16 protein-coding genes are annotated in these 19072 nt (G+C 73.0%); 7 read left to right on the top strand and 9 right to left on the bottom strand.

Translation table 11 applies throughout. From position 1 onward, the window contains the following. Positions 1–94: 94 nt before the first annotated feature. Entirely contained in the window at positions 95–988 is an 894-nt protein-coding gene (locus QSK36_RS20060; RefSeq protein ID WP_285783467.1) for a helix-turn-helix transcriptional regulator, read from the top strand. A gap of 43 nt (positions 989–1031) precedes the next feature. Here the strand turns inward: QSK36_RS20060 and QSK36_RS20055 are convergent, their stop codons facing one another. The 4 genes from QSK36_RS20055 to QSK36_RS20040 form a co-directional block, all read right to left on the bottom strand. After that, positions 1032–3338, bottom strand: a complete 2307-nt coding sequence (locus QSK36_RS20055; protein ID WP_285783466.1) for an ABC transporter permease — start codon at positions 3336–3338, stop codon at positions 1032–1034. Next, positions 3335–4045, bottom strand: a complete 711-nt coding sequence (locus QSK36_RS20050; RefSeq protein ID WP_285783465.1) for an ABC transporter ATP-binding protein — start codon at positions 4043–4045, stop codon at positions 3335–3337. The genes QSK36_RS20055 and QSK36_RS20050 overlap by 4 nt, the downstream gene beginning before the upstream one ends. A gap of 161 nt (positions 4046–4206) precedes the next feature. Further along, positions 4207–4539: a putative quinol monooxygenase gene (locus QSK36_RS20045; RefSeq protein ID WP_285783464.1), complete on the bottom strand. Its 333-nt coding sequence runs from the start codon at positions 4537–4539 to the stop codon at positions 4207–4209. A gap of 11 nt (positions 4540–4550) precedes the next feature. Then, complete coding sequence (locus QSK36_RS20040) at positions 4551–5537, bottom strand: serine hydrolase domain-containing protein (protein WP_183541324.1); 987 nt, start codon at positions 5535–5537, stop codon at positions 4551–4553. A 123-nt stretch (positions 5538–5660) separates the two neighbouring features. Between QSK36_RS20040 and QSK36_RS20035 the strand changes: the two genes are divergently transcribed. Continuing rightward, positions 5661–6230 carry a copper chaperone PCu(A)C domain-containing protein gene (locus QSK36_RS20035; RefSeq protein WP_285783463.1) on the top strand — a complete coding sequence of 190 codons (570 nt, stop codon included), beginning with the start codon at positions 5661–5663 and terminating at the stop codon, positions 6228–6230. Here QSK36_RS20035 and QSK36_RS20030 read toward each other — a convergent pair. From QSK36_RS20030 to QSK36_RS20020, 3 genes are all read right to left on the bottom strand, one after another. Beyond that, positions 6213–7274, bottom strand: coding sequence for a hypothetical protein (locus QSK36_RS20030; RefSeq protein ID WP_285783462.1), 1062 nt, complete (start codon positions 7272–7274; stop codon positions 6213–6215). The genes QSK36_RS20035 and QSK36_RS20030 overlap by 18 nt on opposite strands. Before the next feature lie 39 nt (positions 7275–7313). Beyond that, positions 7314–9374, bottom strand: coding sequence for a sensor histidine kinase (locus tag QSK36_RS20025; protein ID WP_285783461.1), 2061 nt, complete (start codon positions 9372–9374; stop codon positions 7314–7316). 157 nt (positions 9375–9531) lie between these two features. Further along, positions 9532–10197: an esterase/lipase family protein gene (locus tag QSK36_RS20020; RefSeq protein ID WP_139574242.1), complete on the bottom strand. Its 666-nt coding sequence runs from the start codon at positions 10195–10197 to the stop codon at positions 9532–9534. 240 nt (positions 10198–10437) lie between these two features. Between QSK36_RS20020 and QSK36_RS20015 the strand changes: the two genes are divergently transcribed. The 4 genes from QSK36_RS20015 to QSK36_RS20000 all read left to right on the top strand — a co-directional run bounded on the left by QSK36_RS20015 (position 10438) and on the right by QSK36_RS20000 (position 12809). Beyond that, positions 10438–10854: a CBS domain-containing protein gene (locus QSK36_RS20015; protein ID WP_182897043.1), complete on the top strand. Its 417-nt coding sequence runs from the start codon at positions 10438–10440 to the stop codon at positions 10852–10854. 241 nt (positions 10855–11095) lie between these two features. Further along, positions 11096–11506, top strand: a complete 411-nt coding sequence (locus QSK36_RS20010; RefSeq protein ID WP_183541311.1) for a hypothetical protein — start codon at positions 11096–11098, stop codon at positions 11504–11506. A 20-nt stretch (positions 11507–11526) separates the two neighbouring features. After that, positions 11527–12000: a DUF6789 family protein gene (locus tag QSK36_RS20005; protein WP_285783460.1), complete on the top strand. Its 474-nt coding sequence runs from the start codon at positions 11527–11529 to the stop codon at positions 11998–12000. Further along, positions 11997–12809, top strand: coding sequence for an SDR family NAD(P)-dependent oxidoreductase (locus QSK36_RS20000; protein WP_285783459.1), 813 nt, complete (start codon positions 11997–11999; stop codon positions 12807–12809). Before QSK36_RS20005 ends, QSK36_RS20000 begins: the two co-directional genes overlap by 4 nt. Before the next feature lie 78 nt (positions 12810–12887). Here QSK36_RS20000 and QSK36_RS19995 read toward each other — a convergent pair whose 3' ends face one another. Continuing rightward, a complete protein-coding gene (locus QSK36_RS19995; RefSeq protein ID WP_285783458.1) occupies positions 12888–13313 on the bottom strand; it encodes a PPOX class F420-dependent oxidoreductase in 426 nt (141 codons plus the stop codon). 414 nt (positions 13314–13727) lie between these two features. Between QSK36_RS19995 and QSK36_RS19990 the strand changes: the two genes are divergently transcribed. Continuing rightward, a complete protein-coding gene (locus tag QSK36_RS19990) occupies positions 13728–15956 on the top strand; it encodes a M4 family metallopeptidase (RefSeq protein ID WP_285783457.1) in 2229 nt (742 codons plus the stop codon). A 61-nt stretch (positions 15957–16017) separates the two neighbouring features. On the opposite strand, the gene QSK36_RS19985 is transcribed toward QSK36_RS19990, so the two are convergent. Further along, positions 16018–18960, bottom strand: coding sequence for a helix-turn-helix transcriptional regulator (locus tag QSK36_RS19985; protein ID WP_285783456.1), 2943 nt, complete (start codon positions 18958–18960; stop codon positions 16018–16020). Positions 18961–19072 lie beyond the last annotated feature (112 nt).

The following is a 19072-nucleotide window of genomic DNA, read 5'->3' as shown; positions in this document are numbered from 1 at the left end:
ATCCAAAGCGCCGGCCGGAGGGGGAGGAAGGCACCGGTGAAAGGTGTACTGGCAGGGCATCCCTGCACTCGGGAAGGTTACCTAGCCTGAAGACGTGGACAGCCGCACCGAGATCCGTGAGTTCCTGACCTCCCGCCGGGCCAGGATGAGCCCGCAGCAGGCCGGGCTGCCCTCCTACGGCACCCGCCGGGTCCCCGGCCTGCGCCGCGCCGAGGTCGCCCAGCTGGCCGGGATCAGCGTGGAGTACTACTCCCGCCTGGAACGCGGCGACCTGTCCGGAGTCTCCGACAGCGTCCTGGACGCACTGGCCCGCGCCCTGCGGCTCGACGACGAGGAACGCACCCACCTGGAGGACCTCGCCCGTGCCGCCGGACCCGCCCGGCGCCGCCGGCGCCGCCCCACCCCGCAGCAGGTGCGGCCCACCGTGCAGCGGCTGCTGGACGCCATGACCGACGCCCCCGCGTTCGTGATGAACGGCCGCGGCGACGTCCTGGCCACCAACGCCCTCGGCCGCGCCCTGTACGCCCCTATGATCGGCGCGGCCCGCGGCGCCACCCCCAACCACTCGCGGTTCATCTTCCTCGACCCCTGCTCCCATCAGTTCTGGGGCGACTGGGAACGCGCCGCCAACGACACCGTCGCACTCCTGCACGCCCAAGCCGGCCGCGACCCCTACGACAAGGACCTCGCCGACCTCATCGGCGAGCTGTCCACCCGCAGCGACGACTTCCGCGCCCGCTGGGCCCGCCACGACGTCCGCCAGCACCACATCGGCACCAAGCCCTTCCACCACCCCGTCGTCGGCGACCTCCACCTCACCTACGAATCCCTCGACCTGACCGCCGACAACCTGACCCTGGTCGCCTACGGCACCGAACCCGGCAGCGAGTCCGAAGACAAACTCCGCCTCCTCGCCAGCTGGGCCGGCACACTCGACGCCGCCCCCGGGCACGACGACCGCAGCCGACCGGTCGACCTGGGGCGTTGATGGTCTTCTCGAGCCTGGTTGTGCCTGCTGCGATCTTGGAGATCTACTCGCTGCGTAGGACCTTGGCGGCTGTCATGCGCGCGGCCGAGCGGGCCGGGACCAGTGCGCCGAGTACGGCGATCGCGACGCCCGCCAGCGCCAGGGCGGCCAGTTGCGGCATGTGCCAGACGTCCTTCATGGATTCCGGAAACGTGACCACTACGGCGTTGTCCACCAGCAGCCGGTGCGCGACGATTCCGGCGGGGATGCCGAGCAGGCCGCCGACGACGCCCAGGGACGCCACCGACGACACCGTCATGGTCACGACCTGCCGCGGTGTCATCCCGATCGACTTGAGCGTGCCCAGATCGCGGCGCCGTTCCCTGGTGGCCAGCAGCACGGTGTTGAAGACGCCGAGCGCCGCCACGATGGTCAGCAGCGCGGTGAACAGCGAGGAGAAGCCGACGACCGCCGTGGTGGCGAAGCTTCCGGAGTTGCCCGGCGCCGGGTAGAGGCCGGGGTCGGCCGCCTTGACCGTCCTGATGAAGGCCTGGGGGTCGGCGCCGGGGGTGAGCTGAACCGTGTAGTCGACGGCCTTGGTGCCCGGGGCGAGTCTGGCCAGGGTCTCCCAGTGAGAGTACAGAGCTCGCGGGTTGCCGTCCATGAGTTCACCGACGATGCTCACCCGAGCCTGCTTGCCGCCGGCATGCAGGGTGATCTGGTCACCGATCGTCAGCCCGTGCTGGCTCAGGAACGCCGGTCCGGCGGTGACCTCACCTGGTCCGCTTGCCCAGCGTCCTTTGACGATCTGGGCGGAGAAGGCCGAGGTGTCGCCGCGGTAGAAGTTGACGAAGCGCAGTTGTGTGAACCCCTCGATGCGTACCTGCAGCAGTGCGCGGGCGGTCACTCGATCCGCGCCGGGAAGGGATCTGAGTAGTGTCTCGATCTGGCTGTCGCTGAGGTGCGGGACGGGCCGGTCGCTCGCGGCTGTGCCGGTCTGGACATCGATCTGAGCGGCTCCTTCAGTGCGGCCCGCTTTCCAGTACGCGTCCATGGTGATCGTCAGGCCGGTCGTCAGAGTCACGGTGGTGACCCCGCAGACGATGGCCATCAGGGTCAGGACGGTGCGGGCCGGGCGGGCGAACGGCTGCCCCAGCCCCAGGCTGATGGCGCGCGGCAGCCGGGTGCCGCCCAGCATGTGCTGAACGCGCAGCCCGCGCCCAGTCTGCGGTGCGCTGCCCGCGCTGATCGCCCGCGCGGCTGACAGCCGGTGCACGCGCAGAGCAGGAATCAGCGCAGTGAGGGCGACAAGGACGGGCATGCCGAGCAGGCAGGCGCCAGGCAGCCAGGGGTTCAGGCCGATGGATGCTGTGCCGGTTTCCGCTGAGGCGAACGCGACTCGCAGGATGGGTTCCGACAGCAGGGTGCCGAGCAGGACGCCCAGGACGGCGCCGGCGACCGCGGGAACGCAGACCATCGTGAGGTAGACCGCGACCACCTGGTTCGGCGTGAAGCCCAGGGCCTTGAGCACGCCGATGTGCCGGTACCCCGAGACCACCGCACCGCTGACCACGTTCGCGACGATCAGGACCGAGACCACGAGGCCGATCACACCGAACACCGTCATGAACGGCAGGTAGGCGTCGGCTTTTGCGGAGAAGGCCCGCTTGAGGCTGAGGTAGGACTGCAGGGTGGTGAGGGCGCCGGGGGGCAACTGCGCGGTGACCGTGGCCAGCGCGGTATGGAGTTGCCGGTCGGTCGAGGAGGCCGTGAAGCGGTAGAGCATCTGCGCGGAGGCCGGCCGTAGCGCGCTCATCTGCTCGGGTGAGACCCAGGCGTCGGCGGACCTGCTCATGCTGACGGCGAAGCCGACGACGGTGAGCGCCGGTATCCCGGTGGCATGGAGCTTCGAGCCCAGCAAATCCGCGCCGGGCGTGCCGTCAATGGGCCAGTTGACGACGATCTCGCCGGGCTTGTCGGCCCAGCGGCCCGTCAAGAGGTCCAGACGGTCTACCGGGCCTGCCGGATCGGCGCGGCCTACAACGGTGAGAGGGCCGGGCGGCCGCCACAGCCAGTCCTCGGGGATGTCGATGACGGCCTGATCGAAGGGTCCCGCGGCGGCCTGGACACCGGGCCGCCTGACGGTCTGGGCCAACTGCGCATGCGTGGCCTTCGCCGCGTCGAAGATCGCCACCGCATGGGCGCCGTGCTGCCGGGCGTGGGCCCGCTCGAAGGGCGCCGAGGCGGAGGCCAGCAGTGCCAGCGCGAGCAGGATCGTCGTGGTGGAGGACAAGACGACCAACGCGATGACGATCGTCTGGATCCTGCGGCGTCTGACGGCCGCGCGCGCGGCGCGCCACACGGCGCTCATACGGCCGGCTCCAGCGTGCTCTGGCCGGTCACCCTGCCGTCGGCGAGCTCGACCAGCCGGCCGGCGCACCGAGTGGCCAGCCGCGGGTCATGCGTGACGATCAGCAGGGTCTGCCCGATCCCGTGGAGATCGTTCAGCAGGTCCATCACCTGCTCGCCCGAGCGGCTGTCCAGGGCGCCGGTGGGCTCGTCGGCCAGCAGCAGGGCCGGACGGTTCATCAACGCCCTGGCCACGGCGACCCGCTGCCGCTCCCCGCCGCTCAGCTGTGCCGGATAGGCGTCCCTACGATCGGCGAGGCCGAGGTCGCCCAGAAGCTCCAGCGCGCGCCCGCGGGCCCGCCCGGCCGAAACGCCGGTGAGCTGTGCGGCCAGGGCCACGTTGTCCAGCGCCGGCAGATCGTCGAGCAGGTTGAAGAACTGGAAGATCATGCCGATGTGCCGACGGCGGAACAGCGCCAAGCCGGTCTCGTTCAACGTCCCCAGGTCCTGGCCGTGCACCTGGACCGTTCCCGAGGTGGGGTGGTCCAGCCCGGCCACCATGTTGAGCAGTGTGGACTTGCCGCAGCCAGACGGCCCCATCACCGCGACGGCGTCCCCCGCGCGGATCTCCAGCTCCACCCCGTCCAGCGCCTTGGCCTCGCCGTACTGCTTATGGACATCGTTGAGCCGCACGACCACCTGCCGCGCACTGATGTGGTCAGTCGTCATGACGAACAAACCTAGAAAGCTGTCACCCGGGCCACATCGGACCTTCGGTGGCATCAGCCGCGGCATCAGTAGACCGTGGATGTACACCCGTGGTCCGATGCCCGGGCAAAGCGCACGCCGCCACGCGCCTTCCCGGCCGGGATCTTCCTTCTGGGTTCGTCTCACTCCTCGGTGGGGACGGCCATCTCGCCGAGGAGGGACCAGTCGTCCTGCGGGATCGTGACGTTGACGATTCTCGGGGTCTCGGCGAGGTGGGGCGGCAGCGTCCGCCGGGCCGTCCGGAAGTGCTCCGACCCGACGTGCGCCGCACCGGCCTCGTCGTCCCGGAACGCCTCGACGAGGACGTACTCGGCCGGGTCGTCGAGGCCGCGCGACCAGTCGAACCACAGGCAGCCCGGCTCGGCCCGGGTCGCCTCGGTGAACTCACGGGTGATCTCCGGCCACTGGTCGGCGTACTGCGGCAGCACCCGGAACTTGGCGGTGATGAAAATCATCTGGCGGCTCCTCACATGATCGCGGGCAGGACGACGTCCTCCAGGACCGCCCTCGGCGCCGTGTCCTGGCCCGCCCCGTTGTAGTCGCCGGCGGTGACGGCCACGACGAGGCCGAGATCGGGCAGCAGGAACAGCCGCTGGCCGCCGTTGCCAAAGGCCGACGCCCGGCCGTCCGGGCCCGCGTACCACATGTACCCGTAGGAGACGCCCTCCCAGGCGAGCACACGCGGGCGCAGCATCTCCCCGATCCAGCCGGGGGCGACCTCCCGCTCCAGCACCGCCTGCCCGATCCGGGCGAGGCCGCGCGGCGTCAGGCGCAGGCCGGAGGCGGCCAGAGCGCTCCCGTCGGAGCCGACCGACCATTCGAAGGCCCCGGCGCCGAGCGGCTCGAACAGCGCGGTGCGGGCGAACTCCTGAAGGCGCAGGCCCGTGCCCTTCTCCACGATCGCGCCGACGAGGGCCGCGGCACCGCCGCTGTAGCGCCACCGCTCGCCCGGCTCCTCCACGAACGGGCACTCCAGCACGTAGCGGCAGCGGTCCGGCGCCAGCTCCATCGCGATCTCGCTGTTCGCCGGGCTGGTGTAGGGCGCGCTCTCGTCCCACTCCAGGCCCATCGTCATCGTCAGCGCGTGGCCGATCGTCAGCCCGGCCCGGCGGGGATCGGCCGCCAGATCGGCGTACTCGGGGAAGACCGACAGGATCGGCTCGCCGGGGTCCGGCGCCTGGCCGGACTCCAGCGCCAGGCCGTACAGCAGCGCCACCAGGCTCTTGGTGACCGAGCGCAGGTCGTGGAGCGTGTCCGGTCCGAAGTCCACGTGGCCGAGCGGAGTGTTCATTACGTAGTCCTCGCCGCCGCCGTACCACTCGAGGACGACGCGGCCGTGCCGGGCCACCACGACGCCGTGCAGGGCCGGAGCGCCGCCCCGCCGTACGAGGGCGTCCAGCCGGAGGGGCAGGTCCGGCGCGAACCCGGCCTTCTCCGGGGAGATCAGCTGCATGCGTTTCCTTCGCTTTCTCGGGGATTCCTCCTCGTCCCGAGGCTCGCATAATTTTCCGGTGCTAAACAACCGACATAGGGGGTACCCAGCCTCGAAAGACGCCCCGAGCGAGCCGAGGTCGACATGCGCAGGATCCTGGCGGCTCTATGCATCGCGGCCGCGGCCGTCACCGCCGCCTGCGGCGACATCAAGCAGGACTACTACACCCAGACGATGCCCCAGAACGAGGGGGCGAACGTGAACCTGCCCGGTCTGCTGCTCCGCAACGCCTTCATCATCGGCTCGCAGCAGCCCGCCCCGCCGGGGACCGACATGCCGATGTACATGATGCTGCTCAACGAGAGCGGCCGCACCGACCGTCTGGTGTCGGTGGACACCGGGGGCGTGTTCCGGGAGGCCCGCCTGCCCGCCGGCGGCCTGGAGGTCCCCGGCGGGAAGTACGTCGGCGGGACGGCCCTCCCCCAGGTGCTGCTCGCCGGTCTCACCCGCCCCCTGGGCAGCGGTGGCACGATCCCCGTGACGTTCCGGTTCCAGAACGCGGGGGCGACCCGGGTCGACGTCCCGGTCCTGCCGCCCGGAGCGTGGAGGAGCACCTACTCCCCCTGGCCGGGCGCGTCGCCGAGCCCGTCGCCGTCCCTTTCGCCCAGCTCCTCGCCGGCCGTCTCGCCGAGCCCGTCACCCGCCGGGAGCTGACCCGTCCCGGATCTCGGGGTTCGCGTCGATGATCTCCTCGGCGACGGCGCGCAGGCGGGGCAGGTACGCGGTCACCTCGCTCGCCCTGTGCCGCAGGTCGTCCGGCGACCCGGCGCCCAGGTCGGCCGCCAGGTCCGCGAACCCGGCGAGGTGGCCCGTCTCCCCCGGCGCGTCCGCGGTGAGGATCTTCAGGCACCGGGCGTACGTCGCGGCGATCCAGAAGACGGCCTCGCGGTGCAGTCCCCGCGCGACGAGGTCGGCGCTGCCGTCCACCGCCACCGGCCGGGCCGCCGCGGTGACGTCGGCGGAGAAGGGGAACGGCGTGCGGGCCGCGGCCGCCGCCGCGTCGAAGGCCCTCGTCATCGTGGCGAGGTGGGCGGTGACCCGCTCGCGGGTCAGGTGCGCGCAGCCGAGCAGGCCGAGCAACTCCTCGTAGACGTCCGTCCGGCCGCACGCCCGCAGGAGTTCGCGGACGGCCGGGTAGCGCAGCCGGACGGTGGGGTTGCGCAGCCCGGCGGCGAGGAGCACGTGGGTCGTGATGCCGGCCGGGAACAGCCAGGCGGTGACCTGGTCGTGGAACGGTTTGCGGGGATCGAGCGCCGCGAGCCCGCCGGTGATGCGGCGTTCGGCGTCCTCGCACCGCAGACGGACCCAGCGCCGTTCGGCGAAGCCCGCCGCGACGGCGGCCTGGAGCCGGGCCAGCCGCCCGGTGGGGTCGGCGATCACGGTGTCGGTGCGGAAGGCGCCGGCCAGGTGGCAGGAGGCCAGCACGTCGTGCGCCGAGGCGAGCCCGTCCCAGGACACGTACGTGACCTCGACGAGCACGCCCTCCCAGAGGACCTTGCCGAGCTTGGGCGGCGGGACGGGATCGGTGACCACGACCGCCACGTCGACATCCGACGTGGGCGGCAGCACCGCGTCGGGATCGGCCCAGGCCGCCGACCCGGTCAGATAGGCCCCGGCGAAGTTCGCGGCGGAGGCGGCCTCGCGGTCGACCCATCGGGCCGCCGCGGCCCGCGCGTCCCGGACCCGTGTCCCTCCCATGATCCACAGTGAACCACAGGGACGAAGGCGGCGTATGGCTCAGCCGGCCTGGTGCGTCGGTGAGAGCGCCGCCGGCTCGTGTCCAGGCGCCGCGCCGGCCGCCGGGACGGGGAGCGTGACCTCCACCGTGGTGCCCGCCCCCGGCTCGCCGGTGACGAGGCAGGTCCCGCCCAGCTCCGCCGTGCGCTCGCGCATGGAGGTCAGGCCGACGCCCGAGCGGCGCTCCGGCGGCAGGCCCACGCCGTCGTCGGCGATCAGCAGGCGCAGCGCCTCGGGCTCGCGGCGCAGCTCGACCCGGACACGGGTGGCCCGCGCGTGGCGCCGGACGTTGGTCAACGCCTCCTGCACGATCCGGTAGACGGCCACCTCGACGGCGGCGGGCAGGTCGGCCAGGTCGCCCTCGGCGCTCACCGCCGTGGCGGGGCCTTCGGGATCATCCGGCCCGGCCAGCGCCTGTACGGCGGCGGCCAGGCCCAGATCGTCCAGGACGGGCGGGCGCAGGCCGTACACGAGCTGCCGGAGGTCACCCGTCACCGCGTCCATGCCGGAGCGCAAGTCGCGCAGCAGCCCGTCCGCCGCCTTGGGGGAGGTCTTCAGGCTGAGGCGGGCCATGGTGACGGTCATGGCCAGCTCGCCGAGCGTCTGGCCGAGGCCGTCGTGCAGGTCGCGGCGCAGCCGCCGCCGCTCCTCCTCCCGGGCTGCCAGGATGCGCTCCCGGGAACGCTGCAGGTCGGCCGCCATCCGCACCGCGTGGGCCACGTCGGCCGCGTACGGGACCAGCGTGTCCAGCACCCGTTCGTCGTGCGCGGCGGGGAAGCGTCGCGGGGCGGGCGGGCCGACCAGCAGCCGCCCCACCCGCTCGCCGTGCCAGATCAACGGCACCTCACGCGGGGAGTCGCCGACCTGCCCGCTGACCGTGCTCACCACCTGGTGCCCCGGCTCGCCGCCGGTCACCTCCACCGCGATCCCCTGCACCGCCAGGCCCTCGCGCAGCACGCCGATCACCGGCGCGAGCGCCTGCGCCGGATCACCCCGGCGCACCTCGCGGACCAGCCGCTCGGCGAGCACGCGCGGGTCGCCCACCGGGCCGTAGAGCAGGCGGTCGACGGCACGTTGCAGCACCCGGCGCAGCGGCTGGAAGAACGCGCCTGTGAGCAGGGCGGACGCGAGCCCGGCGACCTGGTCGTACCCGGACACCATCAGGCTCGACAGCGCGGCCGCGCCGAAGTAGACCCCGCCGACCACGGCCAGCAGCCCCGCGGCGACGAAGGTCCGGCTGATGACGGTGTCGATGCCGTACAACCGGTATCGCATCACCGAGAACACCATCAGGACGGGGATGAGCGCCGCCCAGACGATCGACAGCCAGGTCAGCTCCGGCGCGGCTATGCCCACGAGCATGAACACGATGTACCCGGCGAACGCGAACAGCGGCCAGCCGATCTGCCGCCTGCCCACCGGATCGGCCCGGCGCAGGCGCAGCAGCAGCGAAAGCGCCGCCAGCGGCAGCGTGACCAGGATCCCCGTCCAGGCCAGCGCCCCCGCCGCCGGGACGTACGGCGTCAGGGCGGGGATCTGCAGCGGGTTGGGGATGACGGCGGGGAACGGGTAGCCCTCGGCCGGTGGGTCCGGCCGCATGAACTGGCGCGCCGTCTCGGTCGCGATGGACGCCGCACCCAGCAGCACCACCGCCCGCCAGCGCGGCGAGGGCAGCCTGCCGTCCGGGGAGTACAGCGGCAGCAGCATCTCCAGCAGGAGCCCGCTCACCGCCCAGCCGGCATACGCCGCCAATCTCAGGAACCCCGCCGACGTGAGATCTCCGCGCGCCGCGGACGCCAGCATCGTCGCCTGGCAGAAATCGTAGACGGCGCCGCCGAGCCCGCCCGCGCACATCAGCCATGCCAGCTTGAACCGGGGCCGGTGCGCGACGAGGAACGCGCCGACCGCCGGGAAGGTCACCCCCGCCGCCGACAGCGGCGTGTTCATCACCGGCAGCCGCCACTCCGCCGGAATCCCCGCGGAGATCAGCATCGCCGCGGCCACGAGCACCGGAGACACCACGGCCATGACGACAGCGGCCGCCCGGGCTGCCCACGCCATCCCGCCCCCGCTTTCCGGCTCCCCGTTCCCGCCTGACCCCAGGGTGCCCGCGAAACGGCACGAGAACGGCGATTTCCCCGCCATCGTGGCAGGGCCGTTACAACCGGGGACGCGTGGCCGGGCGGCCACCGGGCCGCCCGGCCGGGAAGAGGGGCGATCAGCTGTTGAGCAGGTCGCGGATGCCGGACATCGCCTGGATGTTGCTCAGGATCGACAGGTGGTCGACGCAGGCGAGGGTGTGGTTGTCCGCCCCGGACAGCCGGGTGCTGGTGTAGGGGATGATGATGCCGTCACAGGGCGACACCCAGGTGCCGTACTTCGCCGACCCGGGCGTCTCGTCGCCGCTCAGTGAGACGATGTACGCCGAGCCGGGCAGCATCTCGATGCACGAGATGTTGATGGTGCAGGCACTGGCGTAGGTCGTGCCGTGGTTGGCGCCGGCCAGCGAGGCGACGTGGTCGACGTTGGCCGCTCCGCCGAGCTTCTGCAGGTAGTACCGCGTCACCAGGCCGCCCATCGAGTGGTTGACGATGTCGACCTTGGACGCGCCCGTGCTGGCCTTGATCTGGTTGACGAAAGCGGCCAGGCCCTGGGCGCTGATCACGTTCGACCCGGCCCAGTTGTAGTTGTAGCCGTACAGCCGGCCGGCGGACCAGCCGTTGGCCACCAGGTACGCCTGCAGGGTGGCGAAGTTGGTGCTGTTTCCCGTGTAGCCGTGGACGAAGACGACGGGGTTGTGCGTGGCCGCCTGCGCGGGGGCGGCGGGGGCGAAGAAGCCGAGGAGGGCCAGGATGCCGATGAGGGGGCCGACGATCCTACGCATGAGATCTCCTTGCCGTGGGGGATGACAGGAGTCTCGCGATCAGGACCGGTCACGGCATCAGGGAAATCACCAGTCGCCGTCCCCCGTCCCCGCCAGCCCATCACGCGTGAGTTCGGGGGCGCCGTGTACTCCGCGCAGCCGGGGGTAGGCGGCGGGCGTGGGCGCCGGGGTGTGAACCTGGTCCCTTCGCGCGGCCGGTCCCCCGGCCGCGCGTACCGCACGCGAAAGAAAGGAGAAGGCATGACGACCGCTCGCGACATCATGACCCCCCGGGCCGAGTGCGTGAACGCGGACGAGACCGTCCTGGACGCCGCGCAGAAGATGGCGCGCCTCGGCGTGGGCTCGCTGCCGATCTGCGGCACCGACGACCGGCTCAAGGGCGTGCTGACCGACCGCGACATCGTCGTGAAGGTGCTGGCCCAGGGCAAGGACCCCAAGTCGTGCCAGGCCGGTGAGCTCGCCCAGGGCGAGGCCGTCACGATCGGCGCCGACGACGACGCGGCCGAGATCCTGAGCACGATGGCCACGCACAAGGTCCGCCGCCTGCCCGTCATCGACGGCCACAAGCTGGTGGGGATCGTCGCGCTGGCCGACGTGGCCCGCGCCCTGCCCGACCGTCCGGTGGGCGACCTCGTGGGCGCCATCAGCACGGACTGACGTCCGTCCGCCGCCGTACGGCAGGCGGTCGCCGGAGCCCCGGTCCTCCCCCGGCCGGGGCTTCGCGGCGCGAAGGCCCTGTTTGATCCCGACCGAGGGGGTATGGCGGCATTTACGCGCTCTGTCCCGGTGGGACGTCGCCGGAGACGGAGCCGCCGCGACCGGGGGCGAGGCGCCGCATCTCCGCGCCGAGACCCGCCGGCCGGGCCCGTCGACGACCGAGGTGCCGGGAGGGGTAGCGATGGCCGACGACACCACCGCGGGCAAGCCGGAACGCTTCGCGTTCGACTTCGACCCCCGATTCGCCCCCCTGCTGTCCGTCCTGGGCATCCGCCCGGACACCGCCGGGGCCCTGGTCGGCCCAGGCACGCTGCGGGTCCGCTTCGGGCCCTGGGTGATCGAGACCCCGCTGGCCAACGTCTCCGGCGTCGAGACGACCGGCCCCTACTCCCCGTTCCGGGCGATCGGGGTCCACGTGTCGCTCGCCGACCGCGGCCTCACGTTCGCCACCAACGCCCGCAAAGGGCTGTGCGTGCGGTTCCATGAGCCGATCCGGGGCGGCGAGCCGCTCGGGCTGCTGCGTCACCCCGGCCTGACCGTAACGGTCGCCGACCCCGCGGGACTCGCAGAGAAGCTCTCCCGGCGTCTGTAGAAGCCTCCTGGAGGAGATCCTTGATCCGCCGACTCGTACGCGGCGCGGCCGCCGGAGCGCTGTCCACCCTCACGATGAGCGCGGTGATGCTCGCCGGGCAGAAGAGCGGCCTGATGCCGGGCCAGCCGCCCAAGCACATCGTGAGGGCGGCTCTGCCGGGCCGGCGGCACCGGCCCAAACCCGGCGAGAGCGTCCTCGGCGCCGCCGCGCACCTGGGGTTCGGCGCCGGCTGCGGCGCGGCGTTCACGCTGCTCACCCGCGGGCGCAGGGCCGGCGTTCCCCTCGGGGTGGGCTACGCCCTGCTGATCTGGCTCGGCGCCTACGAGGGCTGGGTGCCCGCACTGAACATCCTGCCGCCCGCCTCGCGCGACCCCGCGCGCGGCCGCCCGGTCGTCATGGCCGCGGCGCACGTGGCGTACGGCGCCACGCTGGCGCTCGCGGTCCGCGCCATGCGCGGAGCGGACGGACGAGACGACGAGAAGGAGGAGAGATGACGACGACGGAACGGCCGCTGGCCCTCGTGACCGGCGCCTCCAGCGGCATCGGGTATGAGCTCGCCAGGCAGTTCGCCCAGCACGGCTTCGACGTGGTGGTCACGGCGGAGGACGCGGAGCTCGACACCGCCGCCGAGTCGCTGAAGGAGTACGGCGGGCAGGTCATACCGGTACGCGCCGACCTCACCCACTACGACGAGGTCGAGCGGCTGTGGACCGCGACCGTCGCGGCCGGACGGCCCGTCGACGCCGTGGCGGTCAACGCGGGCGTCGGGGTGGGCGGCGCCTTTCGCGAGACCTCCCTGGAGGCCGAGCTGAAGCTCGTCGAGCTCAACGTCACGTCCTCGGTGCACCTGGCCAAGCGCGCCGTCGCCGCCATGACCGCCCGCGGCAAGGGGAAGATCCTGTTCACGTCGTCGGTCGCCGCGCTCACGCCCGGGCCTTTCGAGGCCGCGTACGCCGCGAGCAAGGCGTTCCTCCACTCGTTCGCCGAGGCCCTGCGGAGCGAGCTGAAGGACTCCGGGGTCACCGTCACCTCGCTCCTGCCGGGCCCGACGGACACCGAGTTCTTCGAGCGGGCCGGCATGGAGGACACGCGGGTGGGCTCGGGCAAGAAGGACGACCCGGCCGAGGTCGCCCGGCAGGGCTTCGACGCGCTGATGAAGGGCGACGACAAGGTCGTCGCCGGGTCCCTCATGAACAAGGTCCAGAGCGTGGCGGGCCGGGTCACCCCGGACACGGCCAAGGCCGCCGTGCACCGCCGCATGGCCGAACCCGGCAAGGGCGACACGTCCGAGAAGGACGAGTAGGCGCATCCGGCCGGGGCCCCGCCGAGAGCCGCCGACGCGCGGCGGGGCGGGGCGGCGGCCAGCCCTCGTCGCAGGCGGTCAGCCGGCGACGTCCCTGAACGCGACGACCTTGCCGACGCGCAGCCGCACGAGGAACTCCCCCTGGACGCCGTTGCGCCGGCCGTACTCCTCGGCCCGGGCCTCCCCCATGTAGCGGCCGCCGAGCACCGTCGCCCAGTGGCGCACCTCGGCGAGGTCGTCCGAGAGGGTCGCCTCTCCCTCGACCATCACATACGAGTACGGCGGGGCCTGGTCGTCGACGCACAGGGTCGCCCGGGGATCGCGGCGCAGTGCCTTGGCCTTCACTCCGCTCTCGTGGGTGGTGAACACCACGTCGTCCCCGTCGAGCGCGAACCAGATCGGCGTCACGTGCGGCCGCCCGTCCGCCCTGGTGATGGCGAGTTTGCCGGTCCTGGTGCCGCTCATGGCGAACTCGCGCCACTCCGCCTCGGTCATCCTTTCCATGGCGTCGAACCTAGCGCTCCTCGCCCGTCCGTCTCGTCTCCCCTTCCCCACGTGGTGGCCGTCTTCTTACGCCCTACGCACAAAGGCCGTCGCTTTTCCGTAGATGTACGGATATCGCTACGGATGTTCGCGTCCGGACCATGGTTCTAACGTCGCGCACGGGCCGGTTTCCCCGGCCGGGTCGGCGAAACGAGGAGTCCCGTGACGTAGAACTCCCCTCTTTCTCCCAGCCGTCTCCGCCATGGGAGAGACGTCTCCGCTCGTGCCCGCCACAGCGGAAAGCACCATCCATTTCTCTCATCACCCCCCAAATCCCACTGTGTCCGCCGCCCGGGCTGGTCTCCCGGAGGCGCGACCGCCGGCGCCCGCCCACAAGGCGGACGCCACGTGGGAGGCAGAGAAAGGAAGACGCCCATGAGGCGCACAGCACTGCTCGCGGCGGCCGGCGCGCTGGCCGTGACGAGCGTGGTGGTACCCCCCACCGTCGCCGCGGCCAAGCCCCCGCCCGGCAGCGAGAGCGCGGTCAGGTCCCTCGCCGACGACCCGGCGCAGCGGGCCGCGGCCGCCGCCGACCAGGCCGTCGCGAGCGGCCTGGACGACCTGCGCGTGTCCCCCAACGAGACCTACCGGCGCACCGCCGTCACACCGGGCGGCGGCATGTACTACGTCACCTACGAGCGCGCGTACAAGGGCCTGCCCATCGTGGGCGGCGACGCGGTCGTGGTCACCGACGCAGGCGGGCGCGTACGCGACACCGAGGCGGCGTCCGGCGCCCTTCCCCTGGGCGTGCCGACCTCGCCGACGGTCACCGCGGAGACCGCCACCTCGACGGCGAAGACCGTGCTGTCGCGGGTCGACGACACCGCGGCCCCGCGCCTGGTGGTCCTGGCCTGGGGAGGCAAGCCGCGCCTGGCGTGGGAGGCGCTGGTCTCCGGCATCGCCGACGGCAAGCCGAGCATCCAGCACGTCTTCGTCGACGCGACCACCGGTGAGATCGCCGACTCCTACGACCAGGTGAAGGCGGGCACCGGCAACGGCTACTACTACGGCACGGTCACCATCAACACGAGCGGCTCCGGCACCTCTTACTCGATGACCGACTCCACCCGCAGCGGCATCAAGTGCGGCGGGCAGAACGGCTCGGCCTACACCGGCACCGACGACTCCTGGGGCACCGGAAGCGGGACCAACCTGGAGACCGCCTGCGTCGACGCGCTCTACAGCGTCCAGCGCGAGTGGGACATGCTGCGCGACTGGCTCGGCCGCAACGGCATCAACGGCAGCGGCGGCGGCTTCCCCGCCCGCGTGGGCCTGTCCGACGTCAACGCCTACTGGAACGGCAGCTACACCAACTTCGGCCACTCGCAGGACAACGCCCGCCAGGCCACCACGATCGACGTCGTGGCGCACGAGTTCGGCCACGCCATCTTCCAGACCACGCCCGGCGCGGCCGGGTCCGGCAACGAGAACGGCGGACTGAACGAGGCCACCGGCGACATCTTCGGCTCGCTCACCGAGGCGTACGCCAACAACCCGAACGACCCGCCGGACTATCAGGTGGGCGAGGAGGTCAACCTCGTCGGCGACGGGCCGATCCGCTACATGTACAACCCGTCCCTCGCCGGCGACCCCAACTGCTATTCCTCCTCGATCCCGAGCACGGAGGTCCACTCCGCGGCCGGCCCGCTCAACCACTGGTTCTACCTGCTCGCCGAGGGCTCCTCGCCGGGCGGCGGCAAGCCGAACAGCCCGATCTGCTCGGGCGGTCCCTCCTCGGTGAGCGGCGTCGGCATCCAGAAGGCCGGCAAGATCTACCTGGGCGCGCTGCAGCGTAAGACCTCGACCTGGAAGTACGTCAACGTCAGGACCGCGTCGCTGGCGGCGGCGGTCGAGTTGTACGGCGCGAGCAGCGCCGAGTGCGCGGCCACCAAGGCGGCCTGGAACGCGGTCGGCGTGCCGGCGCAGTCGGGCGAGGCGAGCTGCAGCTCGTCGGGCAACGACTTCTCGCTGTCGCTCAGCCCCACCGGGAGCACGGTGACGCCCGGCCAGTCGGCCACCGCCACGGTCGCGACGTCGACCACCTCGGGTAGCGCGCAGACGGTGAGCCTCAGCGCCTCCGGGCTCCCGTCCGGGGCGAGCGCGAGCTTCAGCCCGTCCTCGGTGACCTCGGGCGGCTCCTCCACCCTGACCATCTCCACCAGCGCGTCCACGCCCTCGGGGACGTACACCGTCACCGTCACCGGCAGCGGCTCCTCGGGCAGCCACACCGCGTCGTACACGCTGACGGTGTCGGGCACCTCGGGCGGGCGCACGTTCACCAACGGCACCGACTACACGATCAACGACCTGACCACGATCACCAGCCCGATCACCTCGACCGCCACGGGGACGGCGGCCTCCCCGGTGCAGCTGAGCATCACGATCTCGCACACCTGCGCCGAGGACCTGCGGATCAGGCTCCAGGGCCCGAACGGCACCTGGTACACGGTCAAGTCCAGCGGCGGCTCCAGTTGCACCTCCTTCGGCACCAGGACCTACTCCGTCCCGGTCACCCAGACGGCGGCGGGCACCTGGACCCTTGAGGTCCGCGACCAGTACTACTACGACACCGGCTACCTCGACTCGTGGAGCATCACGCTCTGAGTGACGGCGGCGCAGCCCCCGGGACCGCACGGTCCCGGGGGTTTCCACGTCCCGGGGCCGGTCAGGCGGGCGGTGCGATCTGGGTCCGCGACCGTACGCCGAGCTTGCGCAGCACGGTGGCGACGTGGGTCTCGACCGTGCGCGTGGACAGGAAGAGCACGTCGGCGATCTCGCGGTTGGTCCGGCCGAGCGCGACGAGCCTGGCGACCTCCCGCTCCCGCTGCGACAGCGCGCCGGCGCCCCGCCGCCCGCCGCGCGGGAGCGGGACGTCCACTCCGATGTCGCGCAGCACCCGCCTGCACCGGGCGGCGTCGTGCGTGGCGCCGAGCCGGGCGTACGACTCCGCGGCCTCCCGGTAGCCCGCCGCCGCGGCGCCGTCTCCGAGCGCGAGCCGGGACCGCGCCTCGCCCTCGGCCGACCGCGCCGCCGCGTAGGGCTGGGGCAGGGCGGCGTACGCCTCGCGGGCCCGGGCGAAGAAGGCGGCGGCGTCGGCGTGCCGCGGTTCGGCGGCGGCGAGCGCGCCGCGGGCGGCGTCGAGCGCGGCGTGCGCGGCGGGCGCCACCCGGCCCGCGATCCCGGCGGCGTACTCGTCCACCAGCTCCGCCGCCGTCTCCATGCGCCCGGCCCTGGCGAACGCGGCGACGGCCGACGGGACCAGGCCCGCGCCCCACACCCACACGCCCTTGCGGCGCAGCCGGGCGACCGCCCGCTCGGCCTCCGCGACGGCCTCGTCCCCCGCTCCCCGGGCGAGGTGCAGATCGACGAGCCCCCCGGCGGCGGCCGTCACGACCGGGACGTTGCGGGCCTCCGGCGCGTCCAGCCCCGCGCGGTGGAACTGCCTGACCGCCTCCTCCCACTCGCCCGTCGCCAGGGCGAGCAGCCCGAGCACCAGCCACAGGTCCACCGCGATCAGCGGCGTCTCCGTGGCCGACTCCCCCAGGGACGCCGCCCGGTCGCGCAGCCCGTCCCACCGCCCGGTGAGCCACTCCCTGCGGATCGCGGAGGCGTCGAGAAGAAAGGCCGGATACTGCGCGCCGGTCTCCAGGGCGAGCCGCCGCCCTTCCCGGGCGAACCGCTCGGCCGCCGCGTAGAGCCCGACGGTCGTCGCCGAGTCGTGGAGGTTGCAGTACGCCCGGGCGACCTCCCGCCGGACCCCCGTGCGCGGGTCCCCGGCCGGAAGCCTCGCGGCGACGTCGAACGCGCCCGGAGAGCCGGTCGTCATCTCGAAGGAGGCCCGGTTGGCCAGGACCGCGGCCGACAGCTCCGGGTTGTCGGCGGTGGCGACGAGCGCCTCCGCGCGGGCCATCCACTCCGCGTGCTCCGCCAGCGACTCGGCGCCCCACTCGGGCATCGCCATGCTGGCCCAGCCGCGGGCGGCCAGCGTCGGCCGGTCGTCCAGCTCGGCGAGGGCGGCCATGATCTCCGGCCGCCCCGCGGCGGCGTCGCCCGCCTGGTTGGACAGGACGACGCCGAGGTTGAGCCGCACCTCGCCCCGCACGTCCCGGGAGAGGAAGTCGCCCCGCAGCACCTGGCGCAGCAGCCGCACCACCCGCTGGTGCGACAGGCCCGTCGCCGCGAAGCGGCTCAGCATCAGCACCAGCGGGCCCCGGTCGCGCACCGGCAGGTCGGGGTCGTCGAGCATGCCCTCGACCACCTCCACGGCCAGGGCGGTGTCGCCCAGCGCGGCGGCCTGCTGGGCGGCGGCGGTCCCGTGGCGCACCCAGGCGTCGGTGTCGCCGGCCTGCCGGGCGTGGAAGGCCAGCTGCACCAGCGGCGGCGCGTCCGTCGCGGCGAGCGCGGCCATCGCCCTGACGTGCGCCGACCGGCGTTCGGGGCCGGGGATGACGTCGTAGACGGCCTGCTGGGCCAGCGCGTGGCGGAAGCCGTACCGGCCGCCGGGGTGCTCGTGCAGGACCCCGGCGCGCAGCGCCTCAGCCAGGCCGACAGAGCCCAGGCCGACAGAGCCCAGGCCGACGGAGCCCAAGCCGACGGAGCCCAGCCCGGCGACACCCGGTCCTGCGGCGGTGCCCTGCCCGGCGGAACCCGGCGCGGCCGGGTCGCCGCCGACCGCGGTGATCAGCTCCTCACCCGCGGGAAGCCGCAGCACCGCCGCCGCCCTGACCGCTCCGGCCGCCGCCGGGGAAAGACCGGCCATCCGCTCGGCCATCGCCTCGCGCAGCAGCAGCGGTGCGCCGGCACGGTCGACGGCGCGGTCGAGCGCGTCCGGGTCGTCCGCGCCGGGCAGCGAGGCGGGCAGGGATCGGACCAGCTCCTCCACCACGAACGGGATGCCCGCCGTGCGCTCGTGCAGCCGCGTGACGAACCCGGGAGACAGGTCGGACCGCTCCAGCAGCGCACCGGCCAGGCTGGCCACGCCGGACGCGTCCAGCGGCGCCAGCCGCACGACGACGTTGGCCGTGTCCGGCTGGTGCCGGTAGGCCCGGCCGAGCGGCGGACCGGCGACGCCGTCACGGCGGCACGTCGCGACCACCGCCAGCCCCTGCGGCGGCTGCCCCGTCAGGAAGCGCAGCAGATCGAGCGTGCCGTCGTCGGCCCAGTGCAGGTCCTCGACGACGAGCACGGCCGGTCCGACGGCCGCCAGCAGGGCGCGTATCGCGCGGAAGACCCGGTGGCGTTCGGCCCGCGGGTCGTCCAGGGGCTGCGGCGACGGCGGCAGCGCGCCGGCCAGTTCGGGAAGGTGGGCGCGGAGCGCGCCGGTGACCGGGTTGAGCCGGTGTGCGGCCGGGAGCCGGCCCCTGATGTCCCGCAGCGCCTCGAAGACCGGCCCGTACGGGAAGGGCTCGCGGATCTGGTGGCAGTAGCCGAGGAGGACGGCCCGGTCTCCGGACGGCAGGCGGTCGAGCGCGGCGCGGACGAGCCGGGTCTTGCCGATGCCCGCCTCGCCCTCCACCAGCACGACCGCCGGCGGGCGGGTCACCGCGTCGATGAGAGTCCGCAGCTCAGTGGCGCGTCCGACCAGCGGGGGCGGGGGCACGATGCTCATCCACGGCTCCAAGGTACGGGTTGCGAGTCCCCCAGGCTCGGCTACGGCTCAGTTATCCCCGTCCCTTGACCGCCGGTCAACCCTCCGGCGTAACGGCCGTGTTGCGGAACCG

Source organism: Microbispora sp. NBRC 16548 (assembly GCF_030268985.1).
GTDB lineage: Bacteria > Actinomycetota > Actinomycetes > Streptosporangiales > Streptosporangiaceae > Microbispora > Microbispora catharanthi.
This window is presented reverse-complemented; position numbering and strand designations above follow the sequence as displayed.